Here is a 14,151-nt window from a genome sequence, read left to right as displayed (position 1 = left end):
TAAATCAGTACCGCTCGCCGGCGGCGTCGTCGGGGCTTTCGAGGGCGTCGGCCACCACGTCGGCGGGGTCGACCCGCCGGAGGGCGGCACGACGTCTGAGTTCGGTGTAGGTCTCGACCGGGAGTCGGAGTCGTATCTCGCCGAGCGTCACGTCGTGGGAAGCGAGGGCCTCGGCGGGCGAGGTGCCGGCGTTGATCGCGCTCGCGACCGCGCGGACCTCGCGAACGGTGAGGTCGCTGTCGAGCACCGCCCACGCGAGCTGGAAGCGTGCGTGGTCGGAGACCCGCGCGATGTGTTTGGCCGCCGTGGGCGCGATCTCGCCGGCGGCGACGTACTGGCGGATCGACCGCGGCAGGTCGTGTACGCGGGCCCACTTCCGGATGAACGAGACGGTGACGGCGTCGCCGGTGCGGGCGGCGGCCGCCTTGTAAGAGCCCTCCCCGCGAACGAGCGCCGCGCACGCCGCCGCCCCACGGAGCATGTAGACGCTGTCGGCGCTCTCGACGGTGTCGTCGGCGAACGCCTCGACCACCTCGGCGGCGGTCGCGAGGCTCTCCGGGTCGTCGGGGTCGAACTGGACGGCCTCCTCGGCGCGCTCGCCAGCGAAGCTCGGGTCTCCCCGGACGACCGGCTCGCCGATCGGTGACTCGCGGTCGGTGGTCGGCTCGTCCGGGCTCATAGGTGATCGGCGGTCGCAACGACCAAAAACACCCCGCCCCCGCAGTCCCGGACCACCCGGTCAGTCGTCCTCGTCTTCGTCGTCGCTCTCGGCTTCCCGCCGGTTCGAGAGGTGCTCCCAGATCTCGGTACAGCCCGCCCCGTCCTCGATGTCGTCGAGGTAGTTCGAGGAGGACTCCTCGTCGGCTTTCGCGTCGCTCACCGGCTCGTCCTCCGCACGCCGCCCGGAACGCGGCTCCGCAACCGTCGTACCCTCTCGGCAGTGATTCCTTTCATCGAAACATCGTACGGTAGCTTCCTGTATAAACGCGCGTCCACCCGTAAGCCCTACCCTGACTCCCGTTTAGCGGCAAGAGGATCCGAAAACTCTGACGCGGGTCGGAAACCGATCCGCTCTTCCTCGTACGGTTTCGGGTTCGGTCCTCGTCATCGAATCGAACGCCAACCGCTTTCCGTCTTCCACCCCGAATCTCGCCCATGACCGCCAGCGACTGGACTGCGGACGAGATGGGGGATCTGAGCGGGAAGACGGTCGTCGTCACGGGGGCGAACAGCGGGCTCGGCTACGAGGCCGCCCGCGAGTTCGCGCTCCACGGGGCCGACGTCGTGCTCGCGTGTCGGAGCGTGGAGCGGGGCACCGAGGCGGGCGAACGGATCCGCGAGGAAGCACCCGACACCCGCCTCACGGTGATCGAACTCGACCTGGCGGACCTCTCGTCGGTGGGGGCGTTCGCCGCGGCGTTCGCGGACACCCACGACGAACTCCACGTGCTCTGCAACAACGCCGGCGTGATGGCGATCCCCCGGAGCGAGACGATCGACGGCTTCGAGACGCAGTTCGGGGTGAACCATCTGGGTCACTTCGCGCTCACGGCCGCGCTGCTGGGCCACCTCCGCGAGACCGAGGGCGAGACGCGCGTCGTCACCCAGAGCAGCGGGCTCCACGAGAACGGCGAGATCGACTTCGAGGACCTCCAGGGCGAGGATTCCTACGACGAGTGGGCCGCCTACGGGCAGAGCAAACTCGCGAACGTCCTGTTCGGCTACGAGCTCCACCGTCGCCTCCGCGAGGCGGGCATCGACGACGTCACCAGCGTGGTCTGTCACCCCGGCTACGCCGCGACCGACCTCCAGCGGCGCGGCCCCGAGCAGTCCGGTTCGCGCCTCCGGCTGTGGGGGATGCAAGTCGCGAACGCGCTGGTCGCCCAGGACGCCGCCACTGGAGCGCTCCCGCTGCTCTACGCCGCGACCGAGCCCGACATCGCCGGCGGCGAGTACGTCGGCCCCGGTGGCTTGCAGAACATGCGTGGCCACCCCGAGGAGCAGGCGTCGAGCGACCGGTCGTACGACGAGGAGACCGCCCGCCGGCTCTGGCAGGTCTCAGAGGAGTTGACCGGTGTCGAGTACGACATCGCACCCGCGCGGACGGTCTGACTCGGTTCGCCGTCCGAACTCACACCGCCGGTTCGCTCGCCACCCCCGCGTCGGTTCGGTCGGCGGTGGTGTCGAACCGTTCGACCAACCGATCCACGCTCGATTCGATCCCGCGTTCGATGCGTGGGTGAACGAACGGCGCGACCACCCGCATCGCCCCGCGAAACGCCATGCTCCCCGTGTAGACGATCGCGGTCTCGCAATCGCACGTCGCCAGCGTGTACGTGACCTCGACCGGTGTTCGTCCGGCGACCGTCCGATAGCCGAACGTCGTCGGTGCCTCGTATCTGGTGCACTCCTCGACGTTCTCGGACCGCCCGCCGGGCGCTCGGACCACGCGCGTCCACCGGGCTCCGACCGCCATCCCGCCGTCGAACCCGTCCACGGATACGACCCGGTCCTTCCACTGACGGTCGTTTCGGGGGTCGGCGACGAACGAGAAGACGTCGGTCGCCGGTGCGTCTACGCTAGCCCGGTATTCGAAGTCCATTATCCCACACGATCGTTCATCGTGGAGCCACCGTCCTAAGCTTGTCGGCGGTTCCGAGCCTCGACCTCACACCTCGACGACGTCACCGCGTTCCGGTGCGCTCGCCTCGAACCCGTCCTCTCGGAGCTCGGCGGCGAACGCCGCACATCTATCTCCGTGATTGACGAGGATCCGTGACTCGTGATAGGAGTCGAGGAAGGCTCTGAGCCCGTCGTGGTCGGCGTGGGCCGAGAGGTCGTAGCGTTCGACCTGGGCGCTCACGGGCATCACCCGGCCGTCGATCTCGGCGCGCCCGGTGTCGAGCAGCTCCCGACCCGGTGTGCCGGCGACTTGATAGCCCACGAAGGCGACCTTGTTCACCGGGTTCCCCCGGATGAGCGGGATGTAGGTCATCGCCGGCCCGCCCGAGAGCATCCCGCTGGTGGTGATGATCACCGTGTTCTGGTCGGCGATCCGCTCGCGCTGGCCGTGGTTCGAGACGAACCGGGCGTGTGCGTTCGCCCGTTTGAGCGCGTCCTCGCGAACGAAGCCCGACGTACGCCGGAGGAGTTCGGTGACGCGTTTCCCCATCCCGTCGACGTAGCACTCGATGTCGTGACGGGCACAGATCGCCATCACCTCCTGGGTGCGACCGATGGCGAACGCCGGTACCACGACGGTGCCGCCCTCCCAGAGCGTGGTTCGGAGGCTTTCGACGAACCGCTCCTCGACCGTCGCGCGCGCCTCGTGCTCGACATCGGAGTAGGTCGACTCGCACACCACGACGTCGGCTTCGGGCCGTGCCGTCGACCCGCCGACGATCCGCTGGTCGGCGGTGTGGAAGTCGCCCGTGTAGAGGATCCGGGTCCCGTCGCGCTCGACGAGGACGTGGGCGCTGCCCGGGATGTGGCCCGCGTCGAAGAGGGTGACGTCGTGGCCCGCGGCGTCGAACCGTTCGCGGTAGTCGTGGAGTTCCGAGACCTGGGTGAGCCGGGCCACGTCGGTCTCGGTGAACGGACACTGCGGGGTGCCGCCGCGGAGCTTCAGGGTGTCGCGCGCGAGCAGGAGTCCGAGGTCGCGCGTCGGCGGCGTCCAGTGAACTGGGGGTCTGGCGTCGCCCGAGAGGAGTGCGGGGACGGTGCCGACGTGGTCGAGGTGGCCGTGCGAGACCACGACCGCGTCCGGGTCGACGTTGCCGACGGGAAACCCGGGTGGGGTCCCGGACTTCATGCCGTAGTCGAGGAGCAGCGAGTCGTCGAGGAGGACCGCGCTCCGGCCGACCTCGCGTGCCCCGCCGCAGAAACGGAGTTCCATTGTGGGCTCTACCGGCCCGACGGGTTTCGGCCCGTCGGTCCCGCGCTCAGTCGTTCTTCAGCTCGTCGACCCAGCCCGGCTGACCGACGTCGGTCGAGCCGACACCCGAGAACCGGCGGGTGGTCTCGATGGTGACGGGCTCGCCGGAGCTGAGGTAGTCGGTCGTCCGGGTGGTCTCGAGGCTTCGAACCACGCCTGTCTCGGGGTTCATCACCAGCGTCGAACTGAAGGCCGTGACGTCCTCGCCACGGTAGAGCGCGCCCGCGGTGTCGACGCTGTCGGTGCCGTTGGCGACGTAGACCGCGAGCCGGGTGCCGTCGCGCGTGACGGTGCCCGAGCGCTCGTAGTCGACCGCGCGGACGGTCTCGTAGACCCGGTTGCTCCCGGTGAGGCTCCCCGCCAGCGGTTTGCCGAGCTCCTCGGTCTCGTACTGGGAGTCACCCGAGAGCACGTTCCGCTTGTAGGCCGTCGCGCCCTCGGCGTAGGTGTACCGAGTAGCCTCGTCGGTCGGTCGGGAGACCTGATAGGCCGTGTCGGCATCGAGGTCGACGCGCGCACCGCTCGTCTCGGTCTCGGGACCGTCCGCGGTCGGGTCGCGGAGCGTCGAACTCGCGTTGACCGTGAAGCTCCCGGCCGACTGCATCGCGCTCTCGTGCGCGTCGGCGATCGACCTGGCGTCGAGCGGCGGCTCCGGCCCGACGGCGGCTTCGGTCGTCGATGTTGCGGTCTCGGTTTCGGTCGGCGTCTCGGTCGCCGTGGCGGTTTCGGTCGGTGTCTCAGTTGGTGTCGCGGTTTCAGTCGCCGTCTCGGTCGGCGTGGTGGTCTCCGTCGGTGTGGCGGTCTCGGTTTCGGTCGGTGTGGCGGTCGCCGTTGTCGTCGGCGTCCCGGTCGGTGTCGTGGTGCCGGTCGACGTTTCGGTTGCCGTGGCCGTCGCGGCCGTGGTTCCCGTTCCGGTGGCCGTCGCCGCTCCGGCGGTCGTCTCGCTCGACGTGGCGGTCGCGGTCGACGCGCCCGTGGTCGGTGCTGCCGTCGACATCGACGTCCCGGTCGCCGTCGCCTCGACGGCCGTGGCCGTCGGTCCGGGTTCGGAGCCGTTCTCGGTCGGCACGGCGGTCGAGTCCCCGCTGTTCGAGAGACCGCTGCAGCCGGCGAGCGCGACGAGCGCGACGACGACGAGGACGAGAGCCGTTCGTCGTACCATGTGCTTTTTTGAAACGGGTGCCGCTATGAATCTACTGGTCGTCCGCCTCTCGGTCCTCCGACCGTCGTCCGGGTCGACCGGCTTTCAATACGCTTTTGAGGGGCGACCGGCTTCCTTCCGGCATGGCTGATTTCACGGTCGTCGTCGCCGACCCCGAGGACGGGGCGGCCTACCAGCGCGCGGTCGAGGGACAGGACGCGAACCGATTCATCGGGCGGTCCATCGGCGACGAGGTCGATGGCGGTGCGGTCGGGCTCGACGGCTACACCGTCGAACTAACCGGTGGATCCGACACCGCCGGCCGACCGATGCGCGAGGACGTCGCGGGCTCGGCGCTCTCGTCGGTGCTCCTCTCGGGTGGCACGGGCTTTCACCCCACCAGCGACGGCGAACGAAAACGCGTCACCGTCCGGGGCCGCGAGGTCGGCGACGAGACCCGCCAGATCAACGCGACCATCACCGAGCGGGGCGACCAGTCGGTCGACGACCTCTTCGGCGAGGGCGGCGACGACGCCGACGAGTAGTGCCCGAACGCCTCCCGAGCGACCACCCCTCGGTCGAGACGGTCGAGGCGACCCTCGACCGCTGGGGTCGGACTCGATCACGGCTCTCGCTCCCCGCCGACGACCGTTTTCCCGCCGGGAGCGTGCGACTGGTTATCGACGACGTCACTCGTCACGCGACCATCGAGACCACCGACGACGGCGGTCGCGAGGTCAAAGGGGCCTACGACAACGCCCGTCTCGCGCGCGAGCACGACGGCGAGGACCGACTCGAAGCCTGGCGACGCGCAGTGGGCCTCGACCACGGTCGCCGGGTCGCCGTCGACATCGTCGAATCGGGCTTTCTCTACGGGATCCGAAAGCCGGGTGAACGCGCGGTCTACGAGGCTGTCGAGTCGCCGAACGAGAGCCTCGCGTCGATCGCGCGCGACCTCGACGGCTGAATCCCCCGGGCTTTTCTCCGTGTATCGACTACGGCCGACATGAACCCCGAACAACGCGCGTTCCTCGCCGGTGACGAACCCGACGAGGTCCTCGTCTTCTTCGCCGAATCGGCCGTCTCGGACCTCGGAACTCTCTCACAGCACGGCGAGCAGGTCTCCCGTGGTGTGGTGCTCGTGCTCGAAGCCGAACGCGGCCGGAGCGCGTTCGAGGGCGCGACCGGCGTCGACCCGATGGCGCTCGCGAGCTCGGCGATGCAGGCCGAGGGCGCGCTCGACCTCGAATCGTTCGAGGGTGAGTGTCCCGAGGGCGACGGTGACGACGGCGAGCACGCCCCGCGGTTCGTCTTCGCGTTCGCGGAAGAACAGAACGAGGAGGTGGGCGAGATCTACGCCGAGGGCGACGTGATCCACGCCTACGCGGTCTGTGAGTGCGGGACGGCCTACTCCGACCGGTGGGTCGTCGAGGAATAGCGACCCGTCGTTCTACGCGTCCAGTTCGCCTTCGTCGTCCATCTCCGGCAACCGTTCGAACGCCGCGAGGATCACCCGTTTCGTCACCGCGCCTTGAGTACTCCAGTGGTGGGCGTAATCCAGCATGTCGTCGTAGATGTCGGGTTTGCAGCCCGCAGCTTTCGGGTGACCGCCGCCGTTGACCTGCCCCGCGACCTCGTGACACCGCTCGAAGTTCTCCGTCCCCCGGATGCTCGCGCTCCCGGCGGGTTTGACGACCACCGCCGCGTCGGCCCCCGCCTCCCGGAGCGCCTCACAGACCTCGTTCTGCGAACACCGGCCGTAGGTCACGCCGACCGTCCACGGCCCGACCTGCTTCAGCTCCGCGCGCTCGACCGCCCGCTCGATCAGCGCCTCCTTCTCGATCCGCTGGTCGGCGAGGAAGGTCTCGACTTCTGATGGGAGGTCCGCGCCGTGTTCGCGCACGGTTTCGATGTACTCCTCGGGTTCGGCCCAGTGGGCGTAGTCGGCGAGGTCGTCACTCCGTGGGTCCTCGCGGAGCCAGAGGTCGTGGTCGCGGGTGACGGCCGCGAGTTCCGTGTATCGTGGGTCGAAGTCGTGGTCGAGCGAGTCGAGGGTCACGTCGGTCGAACAGACCTCCTCGCTATCCCCGACCACGAGCCGCGCACCGTGGTCGCGCACTTTCTCCATATCCTCGGCTTCCCACTGATGGTGGTCGAACCACTCGACCGAGGCGGCTCGGGTCGTGAGGCGGTCGAACTGACCGGAGATGTAGTAGAAATCGTCGACCGAGAGGTCGCAGACGAACACCTGCGCGCCCGTCTCGACGTAGTCGGCCACCCGGTCGATGGTGTTGCTGAGGTCGTGCGGGCCCGTCGGGATCAGGGTCACCTCGCCGAACGCCTCGCGGAGCAGTGCGACACAACCCAGTCCGTCCGCGTCGGGGTCGGCGAGGACCACCCGCTGGGCCCCGTCGAGCGCCTCGCGGGTCTCGCGCTCGGCGCGCTCCTCGTCGAACGAGTCGGGATAGAAAAAGCCCGCGCCCGGCAGGAGGGACTTCCGCGCGAGCGGGAGGGTTTCGTCGTCGATGAGCTCGTCGTTCATGCTCTCCCCTCTGTCGCGTCACCGAAGAACCCCCCGATCCCGACCATCGGTAGCTACAGTCCGCCAGTTCCCCCGATCTTATGTCCGGCGGTAGCGTTTCCCTCCCACCGCGATGGCAACACCGATCTGGGAACGCACGCAGCTAGCGAGCGTTCTTCGCACCGGAGTCGCTCTCTGCGCGGTCGGCATCGTGGTTTTCGTCGATGCGCCCCGGACCATCCTCGAGATCACCCTCGCTGTCGTCGCAGTCTGTTGTCTCGCATCCGAACTCGTTCGGACAACCCGTGACCGGTGGAATGACCACCCTCGTCTGGCCGTCGCTGGTCACGGTCTCGTCGGCCTCGCGCTCGTCCTGCAGTCGATCCGGCTCTCCGGACTCGGTTCCGCGCTCGGGTACGCCGCCGCGGTGCAGGCGCTCGCCGACCTCGGGATAGTTCTCGCTGGTATCGGCGTCCTTCTGCGGTGGTACTCGAATCGCTCGAGTTCGGGAGCCGGTCAGACGAGCAGAGCCGAAGGCTCGTAACACGGCGAAGCGCTCTCAGGGCTCACAACCGAAGCGCCATCTCCATCTCGAAGCTCTCGGAGCCACAGGTCTCGAAGCCGAACTTGTGATAGAGCGCGATCGCCGCCTGATTCCAGCGTTCGACCGTGAGCCACACGTGCTCAGCACCGTCGGCCTGGGCGCTCCCGAGCAGGGCTTCGAGGAGCTGTGAGCCGATCCCGGCCTGCTGGTGGGTGTCGAGAACGAAGATCGCGAGTTCGTAGGCCTCCTCGCCGTCGGGCACGAGGGTCGCGTGGCCGACGCACTCCTCGCCGTGGACGGCGATGACGTTGTAGCTCCCCGCGAGGATCACTTCGAGCCAGTTCTCGACGGCGGCCTCGTCGGCCGGCGGGATGCCCTGGGCGCGGTCGGCGGGGTCGAACGCGACGTACATCGCGGTCAGCGCCTCGCGTTCGTCGTCGTACTCCTGGATCCGGATCTCGCGGCCGTGGGCGTCGGTGAACGTGATGGGCGGCGGGTCGAACGTCCGGGCGTGGTCCTCGGGGTAGCCCCTCATCGGGCGAGTGTCACCGAGGTCTCGGCGTTCAGGAGGACGAACTCGGTGGTGGGGTCGAGCCGGATCTTCCCGGTCGGGGTGCGCTCGCCACCGTCGAGCACCAGCCGGTCGAACCCGCCGGCCTCGGCGAGCTCGACCAGCGCGCCGCCGGCGTGGCCCTCGACCTGTTCGATCCCGGCGTCGATGCCGACGTCGTCGAGCATCGTCCGGATCCGCCGTTCGACCGCCTCGGGGTTCGTGACGTCGCTCTCGACCACCGCCACCGTGAGGTCGTCGCCGGTCTCGCGCACCCGCGCGATGGTCCGTTCGAGCGCGTCGAACGCCCGGTCCGTTCCGTCGATACCGAGCAGCACGTTCATGCCGGATGCTGGCGGCCTCGGAGGAAAACCGTTGTGGCGCTCGCGGCTCCCGAACGCTTTTTCACCCCCGTCCGCAACCCACCACGATGACCGACGACGCTCCGCAGAACCCCGCCTCGGCGGACGAGACCGGCGAGGACCCGACGCCCGACACGACGGTCCCCGAGGACGTCCGCACGTACGACCGCTTCTCGAAGATGGACGGCGCGCGCTACGAACGCGCCAACGAGTTCCTGCGGGACCGAACCTACATCACCGCCCGCGAGTGGGCGATCGCCCGGCTCTGTGCCGACTTCCGCACCGAGACCGGCGTCGAGATGACCAAGATCGGCAAGCACCTCCCCGAGCTCGTCCCGTTCATGACCGACACCTACACGCCACAGGCCGTCAACCAGGCCCGATCGGCGTTCGAGGGGAAGGTCAGGAAGGCGGGGGCGACCTTCCTCTACGGCGCGATGTGTGATTTCTTCACCGCCGAGGACCTCGACGACGTGATGTACGAGGCCACCGAGGTGGCGAAGTTCCTGCTCGAAGTCGAGGGCGTCGACCTGGCGTTCGACGACGAACTCGCCGCCGAGGAACGGATCTCCTCGACGATGCGCGAGGTGCGGACCCAGAGCGCGGCGCTCCGCCACGACGACCTCACCTGTCCCCACTGCGGCGAACGGTTCGAACCGGGCGAGAGCGACGACGCGAGCGACTGAGCCGGCGACGGCGCGCGTAGGTTTCCTCGCCCGTCCACCTCCGCCGCACTGCATGCTTTTCGCTCCTGGGCACCTCTCGTGACGAATGGGCGCGGGGACACAGAGCGAGACGATGCACGAGCGGATGGACGAGAGCCGGCTTCGATACTGGCTCCTGATGAATGGTGACCGGTGGCTGATCGCGAGCGGGCTGACGCTCGGGCTGTTCGTCGTCCTCGTCGCCGTCGGAGCGGTCGCGCCGTCGGCTTTTCGAACCGTCATGGGGAGCACGAACCAAGTCGGGATCACCTTCCAAGCGCTCATCGCCTCGCTCATCACCGGTGTGACGCTCGTCGTCACCATCGGGCAGTTGGTGCTCTCCCAGGAGTTCGGGTCGCTCGACAAACAGCGCGACCGCATGACGGGCGCGGTCGAGTTCCGACACGACCTCCGGGACTCGCTCGGGGCGGTCGGTCCGCCCGACCCGCCGACGTTCCTCGGCTGGCTCGTCGACCTGAGCAAGGACCGCGCCGAGGCGCTCGACGACGCCCTCGAATCGAACGACAACGAGGAACTCCGCGAGCAGGTCACTCGGTTCGTCGACGACCTCGTCGAGAACGCCGAGGGGGTCGGGGATCGCTTGACCGACACCGAGTTCGGCGAGTTCGACCTCCTGCGGGCCGCGATGGACTACAACTACTCCTGGAAGATCTACGGAGCCCAGTGGCTCCGTACGGAGTACCGCGACGAGCTGACCGACGACGAACGGACGTCGTTCGAGGCGCTGCTCGACGTTCTCACCCTGTTCGGTCCGACGCGCGAGCATTTCAAATCGCTTTACTTCCAGTGGGAACTCATCCGCCTCCTTCGGGCGGTTCTCGCCACGGCGCTCCCCGCGCTGGCGGTCGCGACCGCGACCCTGCTGTTTCTGGCCCCCACCTCGTTTCCCGGATCCGTGTTCGGCGTGGCCACCATCATCTGGGTCGTGAGCGCGGCCGCGGCGCTCTCGGTCGTGCCCTTCTTCGTCCTCACGTCGATCGTCCTGCGGATCGCGACCGTCGCGAAGCGAACCAGCGCCATCGGCCCGTTCATCCTCCACGAGTCCGACCGCGGCGACGACATCGACCTCACCGAGGAGTGACGACGGGGCCGACGCCCCGCGACCTTCCCCCGCTCCCTCACGCGGGAAAGAACAGGTCCGGCTCGTCGTGAGTGAACGTCACCCACGTCTCGTCGTCGAGCGGGCGGACGTGGGTGTGCATCGCGCCCTCCGCGTGGCTCCGGCGTTCGAGGGCCTCGGCGTCCCGGTCGTCGTAGTAGGCCGGACAGCAGACCGCCTGCTCGGCCTCGGGGTCGGTGAGCACCAACAGGAGGAACGTCATCCCCGCCTCCCGCGCGTGGTAGACCTCGTAGGCATCGAAGGTCGCCGCCGCGGTGACGCGTTCGAGTTCGTCGTACTCCTCGCCGGGGACGAGGACGTCGAGGCCGTAGCGTTCGTCATTCTCGACCGCGACGTCGCCGGGGTGGAGTTCGAGCACCGAGTATCCCGCCTCGCGGTAGCCCGTGGCGGTGGCCGCCATGTCCTCCATCACTGCCTCCCAGGGTTCCACGACGCGGTCGAAGGGGTTCTCCTCAGCCATGTCCTCCACGTGCAACCCACGGGCGAAAACGTTGTTCCCACGGCCGACCCGCCGAGCGAGCGTCGCCGGATTCTGGAAAACCGAAACGAATTCGACGACCGACGTTCCGATCCGATCATCAACGGTGCGCCAGACGTATATACACCCGTTTCGAACGGGGCGGCGTGACAGACCTCCTCTCGCTTTCCGGTCTGCGGACCCAGTTCGCCACCGACCGGGGGACGGTGAAGGCCGTCGACGGGCTCGACCTCACGGTCGAAAAGGGCGAAACCGTCGGTCTCGTTGGCGAGTCCGGGTCGGGGAAGTCGGTGACGGCGCTCTCGACGATGGGCCTCGTCGACTCTCCCGGCCGGGTCGTCGACGGTAGCGTCGAGTTCCACGACGCCGACCTCGCACGGACGTTCGCCGAGGAGTATCGCGGCGACTTCGCCGATCCTAGCACTGGGACCGTCGACCTCACCCGCGCGCCCGACGACGCGATGCGCCGGGTCCGCGGCGGCGAGATGAGCATGATCTTCCAGGATCCGATGACCTCGCTCAACCCCGCCGTGCCGGTGGGCGAGCAGGTCGCCGAGAGCCTCCGCCTCCACCAGTACGGCGGCCGCCGGAAGGACTCCTGGTTCAACGCCGTCCGGGAGGTCATGCCGCGGGTCGGGTCGGGGCTCGACGACCGAGTCCTCGAGGACACCATCGAGATGCTCTCGGCGGTTGGGATCCCCGAACCCGCCGCGCGGGTCGAGGAGTTCCCCCACGAGTTCTCGGGCGGGATGCGCCAGCGGGTGCTGATCGCCATCGCGCTGGCGTGTCGCCCCCAGCTCCTGATCGCCGACGAGCCCACCACCGCGCTCGACGTCACGATCCAGGCCCAGATCCTCGATTTGATCAACGACCTCCAGGACGAGTTCGGGATGTCCGTCCTCTTCATCACCCACGACCTCGGCGTCGTGGCCGAGACCTGCGACCGCGTCGCGGTGATGTACGCCGGCGAGATCGTCGAGGAGGGACCGGTCGAGGAGATCTTCGCGAACCCCTCGCACCCCTACACCTACACCCTGCTCGAATCGATCCCGCGCGAGGACGCCGACCGGCTGACCCCGATCGAGGGCAACGTCCCCGACCTCATCGACCTCCCCGAGGGCTGCCGGTTCGCGCCGCGCTGTCCGTGGGCCCACGCCGAGTGTCACGAGGACCCGATCCCGTACCTCCAGCACGGCCCCGAGGACGTCAATCACCGTTCGAAGTGCGTCCTCCAGGAGTTCGACACCAGCGAGTACGGCACCGACGAGGGGGTAGCGGCGACGGACGGACCAACCGCCGCCCCCGACCGGACGGCCGAGCCGCTGGTCTCGGTCGAGGGGATGAAGAAACACTTCTCGCAGGCCGACGGCCTCCTCGATAGCTGGCTCGCGCGCGACACCAAACCCGTGCGGGCGGTCGACGGTGTCGACCTCGACGTCTACGAGGGCGAGACCCTCGGTCTCGTTGGTGAATCCGGCTGTGGGAAGTCCACGACCGGGCGCACCGTTCTCAGACTCCTCGAACCCACCGACGGGAAAGTGGTGTTCGCGGGCGAGGACCTCGCGGGGCTCGACGGCGACGACCTCCGGGAGAAACGCCGCGAGATGCAGATGATCTTCCAGGACCCGCTGTCGAGCCTCGACCCCCGGATGAACGTCGGCGCGACGATCGCCGAGCCGCTCACGATCCACGACCTTCCCGAGACCGACCCCGGCGACGACCGCTCGGAGCGCGAGGCCCGCCGCGACCGCGTCGAGGAGCTCATCGAGGCAGTGGGGCTCGACGTCAGCCAGTACGACCGCTATCCCCACGAGCTCTCGGGCGGCCAGCGCCAGCGGGTCGGGATCGCTCGCGCGCTCGCGGTCGACCCCGAGTTCATCGTCTGCGACGAGCCGGTGAGCGCGCTCGATGTTTCCGTACAAGCCCAGATCCTGAACCTGCTGGAGGACCTTCAAGAGGAGTTCGGCCTCACCTTCCTCTTCATCGCCCACGATCTGTCCGTCGTGCGCCACATCTGCGACCGGATCGCCGTGATGTACCTCGGCGAGGTCGTCGAGGTGGCCGAAACCCGGGACCTGTTCGACGACCCGAAACACCCCTACACCAGAGCGCTGCTCTCGTCGATCCCCGAACCCGACCCGACGACCGACACCGACCGGACGGTGCTCGAAGGCGACGTTCCGAGCCCCATCACCCCGCCCTCGGGCTGTCGGTTCCACACCCGGTGTCCCTCCGTGATCCCGCCCGAGGACCTCGACGTCTCCCAGAAGAGCTACCGCGAGGTGATGGACTACCGCCAGCGCGTCGCGGACGAGTCGCTATCGGTGGCCGACGTTCGGGCGGAGGCGGCGGCGAGCGGGGAGGTCGCGACCGACGGTGGCGTGCCGACACGGGCGCTCTGGGACGAGCTGTTCGACCACGCCGACGGGCTCGACGCCGAGTCGCGGTCGGTCGTCGAGGCGTCCTTCGAGCGCGTGGCCGACGGCGATTTCGAGGGGGCGAGCGAGCTCCTCCGTGAGCGTTTCGAGAGCGTCTGCGAACGCGAGCGGCCGACCCTCGGCGAGGGCGCTCACCCCGCAGCGTGTCACCTCCACAACGACTGAACCGCTACACCGGGCCTCGGTGAGGCGCAACATTTACCGGTATCCTTATTAGCCCCCTGTCATCAATAGGCGTATGCCAGACGATAGCGAACGGGACAGACGTTCCTTCCTCAAGATCGCCGGCGGTGCGGCGGCCGCAGCGACGGTCGCGGGCTGTATGGGCGGCGGTGAGT

At 68.6% G+C, this 14,151-nt stretch carries 18 protein-coding genes; 9 read left to right on the top strand and 9 right to left on the bottom strand.

Features of this window, described 5'->3' with window-relative positions; all coding sequences use genetic code 11:
- Positions 1–4: 4 nt before the first annotated feature.
- A complete protein-coding gene (locus D3261_RS16575) occupies positions 5–679 on the bottom strand; it encodes a hypothetical protein (protein ID WP_120074287.1) in 675 nt (224 codons plus the stop codon).
- A gap of 60 nt (positions 680–739) precedes the next feature.
- Positions 740–880, bottom strand: a complete 141-nt coding sequence (locus D3261_RS20425; RefSeq protein ID WP_199694043.1) for a hypothetical protein — start codon at positions 878–880, stop codon at positions 740–742.
- 275 nt (positions 881–1,155) lie between these two features.
- Here D3261_RS20425 and D3261_RS16570 point away from each other — a divergent pair, with 275 nt between their 5' ends.
- Positions 1,156–2,112 carry an oxidoreductase gene (locus D3261_RS16570; RefSeq protein WP_120074285.1) on the top strand — a complete coding sequence of 319 codons (957 nt, stop codon included), beginning with the start codon at positions 1,156–1,158 and terminating at the stop codon, positions 2,110–2,112.
- A gap of 19 nt (positions 2,113–2,131) precedes the next feature.
- Here D3261_RS16570 and D3261_RS16565 read toward each other — a convergent pair whose 3' ends face one another.
- The 3 genes from D3261_RS16565 to D3261_RS16555 all read right to left on the bottom strand — a co-directional run bounded on the left by D3261_RS16565 (position 2,132) and on the right by D3261_RS16555 (position 5,096).
- Entirely contained in the window at positions 2,132–2,602 is a 471-nt protein-coding gene (locus tag D3261_RS16565) for an SRPBCC family protein (RefSeq protein WP_120074283.1), read from the bottom strand.
- A 66-nt stretch (positions 2,603–2,668) separates the two neighbouring features.
- Positions 2,669–3,895: an MBL fold metallo-hydrolase gene (locus tag D3261_RS16560; RefSeq protein WP_120074281.1), complete on the bottom strand. Its 1,227-nt coding sequence runs from the start codon at positions 3,893–3,895 to the stop codon at positions 2,669–2,671.
- Between the two features lie 46 nt (positions 3,896–3,941).
- Positions 3,942–5,096 (bottom strand): hypothetical protein, encoded by a 1,155-nt coding sequence (locus D3261_RS16555; protein WP_120074279.1) that lies wholly within the window; start codon positions 5,094–5,096, stop codon positions 3,942–3,944.
- Positions 5,097–5,218: 122 nt separating this feature from the next.
- On the opposite strand from D3261_RS16555, the gene D3261_RS16550 reads away from it, so the two are divergent.
- The 3 genes from D3261_RS16550 to D3261_RS16540 are packed head-to-tail and all read left to right on the top strand — an operon-like array spanning position 5,219 to position 6,513.
- Positions 5,219–5,620 carry a 30S ribosomal protein S6e gene (locus D3261_RS16550; RefSeq protein WP_120074277.1) on the top strand — a complete coding sequence of 134 codons (402 nt, stop codon included), beginning with the start codon at positions 5,219–5,221 and terminating at the stop codon, positions 5,618–5,620.
- Positions 5,620–6,042 (top strand): hypothetical protein, encoded by a 423-nt coding sequence (locus D3261_RS16545; protein WP_120074275.1) that lies wholly within the window; start codon positions 5,620–5,622, stop codon positions 6,040–6,042. The genes D3261_RS16550 and D3261_RS16545 overlap by 1 nt, the downstream gene beginning before the upstream one ends.
- Positions 6,043–6,081: 39 nt before the next feature.
- Positions 6,082–6,513: a DUF5807 family protein gene (locus D3261_RS16540; protein WP_120074273.1), complete on the top strand. Its 432-nt coding sequence runs from the start codon at positions 6,082–6,084 to the stop codon at positions 6,511–6,513.
- Positions 6,514–6,525: 12 nt separating this feature from the next.
- Here the strand turns inward: D3261_RS16540 and D3261_RS16535 are convergent, their stop codons facing one another.
- Complete coding sequence (locus D3261_RS16535) at positions 6,526–7,617, bottom strand: DHH family phosphoesterase (RefSeq protein ID WP_120074271.1); 1,092 nt, start codon at positions 7,615–7,617, stop codon at positions 6,526–6,528.
- A 112-nt stretch (positions 7,618–7,729) separates the two neighbouring features.
- On the opposite strand from D3261_RS16535, the gene D3261_RS16530 reads away from it, so the two are divergent.
- Positions 7,730–8,140, top strand: a complete 411-nt coding sequence (locus tag D3261_RS16530; RefSeq protein WP_120074270.1) for a hypothetical protein — start codon at positions 7,730–7,732, stop codon at positions 8,138–8,140.
- Positions 8,141–8,162: 22 nt separating this feature from the next.
- Here the strand turns inward: D3261_RS16530 and D3261_RS16525 are convergent, their stop codons facing one another.
- Entirely contained in the window at positions 8,163–8,675 is a 513-nt protein-coding gene (locus D3261_RS16525; protein WP_120074268.1) for a GNAT family N-acetyltransferase, read from the bottom strand.
- Positions 8,672–9,034 carry a universal stress protein gene (locus tag D3261_RS16520; RefSeq protein ID WP_120074266.1) on the bottom strand — a complete coding sequence of 121 codons (363 nt, stop codon included), beginning with the start codon at positions 9,032–9,034 and terminating at the stop codon, positions 8,672–8,674. Before D3261_RS16520 ends, D3261_RS16525 begins: the two co-directional genes overlap by 4 nt.
- An 86-nt stretch (positions 9,035–9,120) precedes the next feature.
- Here D3261_RS16520 and D3261_RS16515 point away from each other — a divergent pair, with 86 nt between their 5' ends.
- Together D3261_RS16515 and D3261_RS16510 are read left to right on the top strand one after the other, a co-directional pair.
- Positions 9,121–9,738 carry a DUF5806 family protein gene (locus D3261_RS16515; protein ID WP_120074264.1) on the top strand — a complete coding sequence of 206 codons (618 nt, stop codon included), beginning with the start codon at positions 9,121–9,123 and terminating at the stop codon, positions 9,736–9,738.
- Between the two features lie 85 nt (positions 9,739–9,823).
- Complete coding sequence (locus tag D3261_RS16510; protein ID WP_120074262.1) at positions 9,824–10,858, top strand: hypothetical protein; 1,035 nt, start codon at positions 9,824–9,826, stop codon at positions 10,856–10,858.
- 37 nt (positions 10,859–10,895) lie between these two features.
- Here the strand turns inward: D3261_RS16510 and D3261_RS16505 are convergent, their stop codons facing one another.
- Entirely contained in the window at positions 10,896–11,357 is a 462-nt protein-coding gene (locus tag D3261_RS16505) for a hypothetical protein (protein ID WP_120074308.1), read from the bottom strand.
- A 164-nt stretch (positions 11,358–11,521) separates the two neighbouring features.
- Between D3261_RS16505 and D3261_RS16500 the strand changes: the two genes are divergently transcribed.
- Both D3261_RS16500 and D3261_RS21075 read left to right on the top strand, forming a co-directional pair.
- The gene (locus tag D3261_RS16500; protein WP_120074261.1) at positions 11,522–13,978 is read left to right on the top strand and encodes an ABC transporter ATP-binding protein; all 2,457 of its coding nucleotides are present in this window, start codon (positions 11,522–11,524) and stop codon (positions 13,976–13,978) included.
- A 73-nt stretch (positions 13,979–14,051) separates the two neighbouring features.
- On the top strand, positions 14,052–14,151 hold a 100-nt coding region (locus D3261_RS21075), incomplete at its 3' end, for a twin-arginine translocation signal domain-containing protein (RefSeq protein WP_147464988.1).

The sequence above is a fragment of the Halococcus sp. IIIV-5B genome, assembly GCF_003602035.1.
Taxonomy (GTDB): Archaea; Halobacteriota; Halobacteria; order Halobacteriales; family Halococcaceae; genus Halococcus; species Halococcus salsus.
Note: the sequence above shows the minus strand (reverse complement) of the source record. Positions and strands in the feature narration are given on the sequence as shown.